Source organism: uncultured Blautia sp. (genome assembly GCF_902497045.1).
In the GTDB taxonomy this organism is placed as follows: Bacteria; Bacillota; Clostridia; order Lachnospirales; family Lachnospiraceae; genus Blautia_A.
Genome location: NZ_CABVDF010000147.1, coordinates 1 through 7,042, shown reverse-complemented (window position 1 = coordinate 7,042; position 7,042 = coordinate 1). Strand labels below are relative to the sequence as shown.

The 7,042-nt window shown below is 42.8% G+C and carries 9 protein-coding genes and 1 tRNA gene; 5 read left to right on the top strand and 5 right to left on the bottom strand.

From position 1 onward, the window contains the following. Nucleotides 1-80 precede the first annotated feature (80 nt). The 4 genes from RDS42_RS10480 to RDS42_RS10465 form a co-directional block, all read right to left on the bottom strand. A complete protein-coding gene (locus tag RDS42_RS10480; protein ID WP_308783623.1) occupies nucleotides 81-563 on the bottom strand; it encodes a hypothetical protein in 483 nt (160 codons plus the stop codon). Between the two features lie 27 nt (nucleotides 564-590). Continuing rightward, nucleotides 591-2,126, bottom strand: a complete 1,536-nt coding sequence (malQ, locus tag RDS42_RS10475) for a 4-alpha-glucanotransferase (RefSeq protein ID WP_308783622.1) — start codon at nucleotides 2,124-2,126, stop codon at nucleotides 591-593. Nucleotides 2,127-2,217: 91 nt separating this feature from the next. Next, entirely contained in the window at nucleotides 2,218-2,385 is a 168-nt protein-coding gene (locus RDS42_RS10470) for a hypothetical protein (RefSeq protein WP_308783621.1), read from the bottom strand. A gap of 59 nt (nucleotides 2,386-2,444) precedes the next feature. Beyond that, nucleotides 2,445-3,440, bottom strand: a complete 996-nt coding sequence (locus RDS42_RS10465) for an alpha/beta fold hydrolase (RefSeq protein ID WP_308783620.1) — start codon at nucleotides 3,438-3,440, stop codon at nucleotides 2,445-2,447. Between the two features lie 455 nt (nucleotides 3,441-3,895). Between RDS42_RS10465 and RDS42_RS10460 the strand changes: the two genes are divergently transcribed. The 5 genes from RDS42_RS10460 (at nucleotide 3,896) to RDS42_RS10440 (ending at nucleotide 6,780) form a co-directional block, all read left to right on the top strand. Then, nucleotides 3,896-4,447, top strand: a complete 552-nt coding sequence (locus RDS42_RS10460; protein WP_308783619.1) for a hypothetical protein — start codon at nucleotides 3,896-3,898, stop codon at nucleotides 4,445-4,447. Nucleotides 4,448-4,572: 125 nt separating this feature from the next. Further along, on the top strand, nucleotides 4,573-4,926 hold the full coding sequence (locus tag RDS42_RS10455; RefSeq protein ID WP_308783618.1) for a hypothetical protein: 354 nt from the start codon (nucleotides 4,573-4,575) through the stop codon (nucleotides 4,924-4,926). Nucleotides 4,927-5,176: 250 nt separating this feature from the next. Next, nucleotides 5,177-6,313 carry a DUF5067 domain-containing protein gene (locus RDS42_RS10450; RefSeq protein ID WP_308783617.1) on the top strand — a complete coding sequence of 379 codons (1,137 nt, stop codon included), beginning with the start codon at nucleotides 5,177-5,179 and terminating at the stop codon, nucleotides 6,311-6,313. Between the two features lie 87 nt (nucleotides 6,314-6,400). Further along, nucleotides 6,401-6,619 (top strand): DUF378 domain-containing protein, encoded by a 219-nt coding sequence (locus tag RDS42_RS10445; protein WP_308783616.1) that lies wholly within the window; start codon nucleotides 6,401-6,403, stop codon nucleotides 6,617-6,619. Then, nucleotides 6,616-6,780, top strand: coding sequence for a hypothetical protein (locus RDS42_RS10440; RefSeq protein WP_308783615.1), 165 nt, complete (start codon nucleotides 6,616-6,618; stop codon nucleotides 6,778-6,780). Before RDS42_RS10445 ends, RDS42_RS10440 begins: the two co-directional genes overlap by 4 nt. Before the next feature lie 131 nt (nucleotides 6,781-6,911). Here the strand turns inward: RDS42_RS10440 and RDS42_RS10435 are convergent. Continuing rightward, nucleotides 6,912-6,984 (bottom strand) — tRNA-Gly (locus RDS42_RS10435). Nucleotides 6,985-7,042: the final 58 nt, after the last annotated feature.

Here is a 7,042-nt window from a genome sequence, read left to right as displayed (position 1 = left end):
TCTACCTCTGCCTGATAGGAATACATCTGCTTAATGTCTTAACTAAATGACATTGAGCTGCTGGCTGTCCCCCTGAAATTTTATTCCTGATCAGAATCCTCTGTATCTGTATTTTCTTTTTCGGAAGCTTCCTGCGCTTCTTTTTCTGCTACGCTTTCTGCAAGTCTGGCACGTTCTGCAATACTCATCTGTCTTGAAGCTTTCTCTGCTTCCGGCTGCGCCTCTGATTCCTCTTCCACTTCTTCTGCCTTTTTCGCCTTATTTTTTCTGAGGAGATTTTTTCCGCTGACAAAAAGCATTCCTGCTCCGATCACCAGAAAGGCGATTCCAGCCACCATAAATCCCCAGCTTGCTCCTTCTTCGCCTGCCAGAACATTGGAACAGAGCTTATAGCCTGTATACACAAGGTAAAATCCCGCCAGAAGCATAAGACCGACACTTGTTCCGGGAAGTCCCTGGTCCCTGCTGTCTTCTGTTTCACTTTCTTCTTTCTGCTCTTCCTCCGGCAGCTTTACTTCTGTTGTCTCTGCCTGCTCCAGTTCTTCTTTTTTATTATCTTCCATTAAACACAAGTTCCTTTCTTACTGATTTTAGAGAGCCGCTTCTGTCTGTACGTCATTTTCCAGATCTTTCGTTTCCGGTTTTGGCAGACGTCCGTAAATACGATTCAGCTCCCTCATCGTATAAACCGTTATATCTGAAAGCATTTCTCTGCCGATTCTCCATCTCCAGTTCAGTCCCAGTGTGGACGGTGCATTCATTCGTGCTTCATTTCCCAGACAGAGATAATCCTGAACAGGAATCACAGCCAGATCTGCCACACTGGACAGCGCTGTACGGATCAGCCCCCATACGCAGTCATTGATCGGCTTGTCATAGCAGTTGATATACGCACGGACAAAGTCTTTATCATGTCCCTGAAGGCCTTCCAGCCATCCCTTCGTTGTCTCATTGTCATGTGTGCCTGTGTATACCACACAGTTTTTCTCATATTTATGCGGAAGATAGCTGCTGTCCTCGCTTCCGTCAAAGGCAAACTGCAGAACCTTCATCCCCGGAAAACCGGTATCCTTCACCAGTTTTATCACACTGTCAGTAAGGAACCCCAGATCCTCCGCGATCACATGAAGTCCTGGCACATTTTTCTTCAGCACATCAAACAGTTCCAGTCCCGGACCGTCTTCCCAGTGGCCATTCTTTGCGGTTTCATCTCCGTAAGGAATGGAATAATACTCATCAAAGCCTCTGAAATGATCGATCCTTGCCACATCATAGCGCTCCATGCAGTATGTCATTCTCTGGATCCACCATGCATATCCGGTTGCTTTATGCTTTTTCCAGTCATAAAGAGGATTTCCCCACAGCTGTCCTGTGGCGGAAAAAGCATCCGGCGGACAGCCTGCCACTGCTTCCGGAACATAGTCCTCTCCTATCTGGTACATTTCCGGATTCGCCCATACATCTGCACTGTCCAGCGCCACATAGATCGGAACATCTCCGATAATACGGATCCCTTTTTTATTTGCATATTTTTTCAGCTTTTTCCACTGTTTTTCAAAAAGATACTGCTGAAAACAATAAAACTCCACTTCCTCAGACAGTTCATTTTCAGCCTTTCTTACATAGCCTGAATTTCTGTCCCGAAGCTCTTCCGGCCAGTCCAGCCAGCTTTCCCCTTTTCGGCTGTTTTTGATTGCCATATAAAGAGCATAATCCTTCAGCCAGATCTGATATTCTCTCACAAATCCCTGATACTCACTGTCATTCTCCAGATCTGCTCTCTCATATGCCTTTCTCAGAAGCGGGAATCTGTTATGATACATTTTTTCATAATCTACATAAGAAGAATCCTTTCCCCAATCGCAGGCATCACATTCCTCTTTTGTAAGAAGCCCTTCCTGAATCAGATCTTCCAGGCTGATAAAATACGGGTTTCCTGCAAAAGTAGAGCAGGACTGATAAGGAGAGTCTCCATATCCGGTAGGTCCCAGAGGAAGAATCTGCCAGTACTGCTGCCCTGCTTCCGCCAGCTTATCCACAAATTCATAAGCCTCTCTGGAAAAGCATCCGATTCCATAAGAAGAAGGAAGGCTGGAAATCCCCATTAAAACACCGCTTGCTCTCATTTCTTTTCTCCTTCGTTGTTTATATTTTCATAAATCTTCATACAATAGTCTAATTATACCAAGCCCATACGTGGCGGTCAAGGAGAATCCCTCAGGCCTTGAGGGACTTACTGCTTTCCTTCTGCACAAAAACAGACCGGGGAATTTCCCCGGCCCTTACCAGCTCTCCTCTGTCATCCTTCACTTTCTTCTGGCCGCAGCCTGCGGCGCAGATTGTCAGAATTCCGATCAGAAGAAGAACCTTATATATTTTTTTCACGATAAGCCCTCCATACTTGTATTTACCGATAGTATGAACGAAAATCGTACTTCTATGCGTCAGAATCCCTTCTTTTCCATATAGACAGCAACGTCATGATATACCTTTTCTTTCTCTTTTTCATTCAGTATCTCATGACGCATCCCCTGATAAAGCTTTCCCTTCACATCACGATATCCTGCACTTCTCATATTCTTTACTGCAGAAGCAAACTGACGCACACTGCCCAGACAGGGGTCTTGCGCACCGCTGATAAACAGCACCGGCATTTCTGGTCTTGTACATTTCCAGTGCTTGACATCATAGGCTCTTTTCATCAGATCAAAAAGTGCCAGATATGCATCATCTGTAAAAGTAAATCCACAAAGTTCCGAATCGGAATATGCCTCATATACATCCGGGTCTGAGCAGATCCAGGCATTTTTATTTTTTTCTTCTGAAAATTTCAATGCAAACGTTCCAAAGGACAAAAATTCCAGTATCCGGCTTTTATGTCTCATACCAAAAATTCTGCCTTCCACATTTGCGATCACCTTTCCCAACGTTTTTGCTTTCTGATCACTGGGAGATCCACACACGATCAGCATATCCATAGAATCGTCATGCTCCGCTGCAAATGCTCTGACTGCCAAGGATCCCATACTGTGTCCAAAAAGGATCAGAGGAAGATCCGGAAACATTTCTCTGATATTTTTATTGACTGTACCAATATCCGCAAGCATGGCATCTGCGCCTCCGCCATACATATATCCCAGGTCATCTCCGGATCTCACACTCTGTCCATGACCTCTGTGATCATGTATTACAGTCATATATCCTAACGATGCCATATATTCCATAAACGGCTCATATCTTTCCTTATGCTCGCTCATTCCGTGGACGATCTGCACGATTCCTTTATAAGGCTGCTCCTCTGGGCAAATACTGAGTACTGATATCCTCAGTCCATCTGCCTCTGATCTGAAAAAACGTCTGTATCTTTTTACCATAACCATATCCTCCTGCTCATTGCCCCGGTCATCTGTCACAACTGATATCCAATCCTGCCAGTACATATGACAAGCCTTCCATCTGCCGGTATGTGGACTATTCTATTCCCGTCTTCATCCTGGTCTGTAATCTCCACAGTTCACAACAAAAATTTGCGATTCCTTAGCTGCTGCCTCTTCCAGCTCTGACGACCAAAAATAATTATTAATAAAAACCTCCCTTTTTCAGAAGAATTGCGAGATAATAAAGTTAGCCCAAAAACTTTTTTCTTCGCAAGCCCGAAAGAAGGGAGGTTTTTCCAGCAAAAACAAAAGAAAAAATCACGAGAAAAGAATCAAGGGAACACCTGGCACGGTTTAACCTTGCCTGTGAATTGGTAAAGGTTATCCGCCACTTTTTCCCGGAACTTTTATCCTTGTTAAAGCGGGCAGAGGATCCAAGACACCAAAGCTATATTATTTATAGCAACCACGTTTTACTGATGACACGGATCCTGTCATCTATATTTTATATCAACAGCATGAGAAGTACAAGCGGAGAATTTAATGATGAAACTGTAATTGAGAATATCGGGATGTTGTGCGGAGAAGAACTAAGGGAGCTGCCTTATTGGGAAACAATCAATCATTATCTGAAACGGTTTTCATCTGACAAACTACAGAAAATTGTATGGCGGCTGGTACACAGGCTGATCCGGAGCAGAAAAGATCTGGGGGAACACAGCCTGTTCTGTCGAAAGAAGAAAGGAACAGAGGAAGAATATACGGAGTACTACTATTATGTATTGGAAGCAAAGGCTGTTCTTCACGAAAAGATTCAGGTGAGCATCCTGACAGAGTTTATTGAGAATGAAAAGCGGGAAGTAGATAAGCAGGATTGTGAGCAGGAAGGTGCGAAACGGCTGATGGAGCGTTTGAAACAGGAATTCCCGATGCTGCAAATCTGTATCTGCGGGGACAGCTTGTATGCGAGTGAAGGATTTTTTAAGAATGCCGCAGGAAGAAATGGAAATATATCTTACGATATAAAGAAGGGAGCATTCCCAGTATTAACCAGGAGTATCAGGTATTAAAAAAGCAGGAAAAGAACCGTCAGGAAAAGCCAGAAGGAGTTTATGACTATGTTACAGGGATTGATTACCGTGGAGAGAGTATCAACGTAATAGAATACGAGAGTAAGGAAGAGAAAAAGAAATTTTTGTATGTAACGGATCTGAATATTACGGAGAGAAATGTAAAAGAAACAGTGGAACGCGGAAGATGGAGATGGAAAATAGAAAACGAAGGGTTCAATACCCAGAAGAAACAGGGGTATTATCTGGAACACCGGTTCAGCCATGATTACCAGGGGATGAAGAACCACTATTATTTGATACAGATTGGTCACATGATAGCCCAGATCATAGAAGCATGGGAGACGCTGTGGAAGAAAGTAAAACAGAGCAGGATGCAAAAGCACCGTCTCCTGCTCAATGCGTGGAAAAACAGTAGGATAAAAGAAAATGAATCAGAATTGGAGAAAAAAATACAAGTAAGATTTGCGTACAGTTAAAGAAAGGAAGTGATGAGGAGAGATAAGAAGAAAAAAGGGTGCATAAGAGGAAAAGAGGGGAAGTTTGGCTTTTTAAGAAGAATCCGTCAGATACAATAGATAAAAAACCAACAAATCGCTCTTTATATAACCAAAATATATTTTGCTCGTCAGAGCTGCTGCCTCTTCTTATATGCTTGTCAAATAAGGACTGGCTCTGCTATAATAAAAGGGTATCATATAAGAATCATAAAGTAAATAAGGAGGCACTATGGATACAGAAAATCTGAAGAAGTCTGAAGAATCATCTCGTACTTCTGAAACAGTCATACCGGATGATCCGGAACATAAAACCCCGATCAAGAAAAAAAGAAAAAAAACAGGATTGATCATCTTTCTGACAGTACTCATCCTGGCAGCTGCCGGAGGTGTCGGATATTATTTTATGGAACGGCAGAAGCCAATAAACACGGTTAAAACATTTCTTGGGGATATTCAGAAACTGAACTTTGACGGAATGAAATCTCAGCTCCAAAGCAATGATATGTCAGCTCTGGACAATGCAGATATTACCAACAATGCATATACTGCATTTTTTCAGAATGTAAATCAAAAAATGACCTTTGAGATCAAAAAAACTTCTTTCAGTCTCACCAACGGAACTGCAAACATCACAGCAAAGATCCGCTATATCGACGGTTCTGATATTTACAAAGAAACCATTACTGAATTCCTGAAACAAATTGTCTCTACGGCCTTTTCCGGAGAAGAACTTACCGAAGAACAGACTCAGCAGAAGCTTGCGGCACTTCTGGAAGAAAAGGCAGGTACTATAGAAGATAAATTTGCAGAAACCGAGATTACCTATCCTCTTATTAAAACAGGAGACGGTTGGAAGATCGTTGCATTGGATACAGAAACTGTAAAATTCATGTCAGCAAATTTTACCAATGTACAGGACGAGATCAATCAATCACTTGTAGAAATGGAAACTTCCGATTCCCAGCAGGAACAAACTGAACAGACTGCAGACTCTGCCGGCACTATAGATATGAGCAATGACAAATTCTCTATCCATTACAAACAGCACCGTGTGGCAAAAGATGTTTCCGGCGCCCCCTGTCTTCTCGTTTATTACGATTACAGCAACAACGGTTCTTCTGCATCCAGCGCCATGGTAGATGTAAATCTCCAGGCATATCAGAACGGACAGACGCTTACTGCTGCCATCCCGGAATCTGACGACAGCGCCATTGATCAGTTTATGGCAGAGGTCCAGCCCGGACAGGCAGTTACAGTATGTCAGGCATTTGCCCTTATAGATGAAACAGATGTAACTCTCGAAGCCGGAGAAGCCTTTAGTTTTGGCGGCGGAACCATTACTTCTCAGATCATCAAAATAAAATAAAAATATATTTTTGTATTCGCAGCAGAAATTGCTGCGAATATTTTTTTTGCTTTTCGAAATACTAACTTCATGAAAGGATGGTGACATATGAACAATAAATTCTTAAATTATTTTTCACTTACGATTGCAGTTATTGGTGCAGTCAACTGGGGACTGATCGGCTTCTTTGATCTGAACCTCGTTTCCCTTCTCTTTGGAAGCATGAGCTGGATATCACGAATCATCTATGGACTGGTAGGTTTATGCGGTCTGTATCTTCTTTCTTTTTATGGTCTGGTTGACCACAAAAAACAGGAGGTCTCATGAACACATCAGAAAAAACAGACAACCCCGTTTCTTTTCCTGAAGCATCAGTTGCAGATCTTCCGGATACCTGTGTAAAAAAAATAAGAGACTGTGAAAGAGACTTGAACAAACAGGGTTTTTGGAATATAGCCCTGGTTGCATATCAGCTAAAAGATCATTAAGATTTATTACTCTCAGAATATTTTCAAGCAAATCAGACTCGTTTACTTCGAACTCTCCTGTCAGAAAAGTCAGTACAATATGTACTGCTTTTCTGGCAAAAAAAGAGCCAGGACTTATCCTGACTCTCAAGAGCGATAGACGGGGCTCGAACCCGCGGTCTCGACCTTGGCAAGGTCGCGCGTTACCAACTACGCCACTATCGCATAAGCGGGTGATGGGAATCGAACCCACGTATCCAGCTTGGAAGGCTGGTGTTCTACC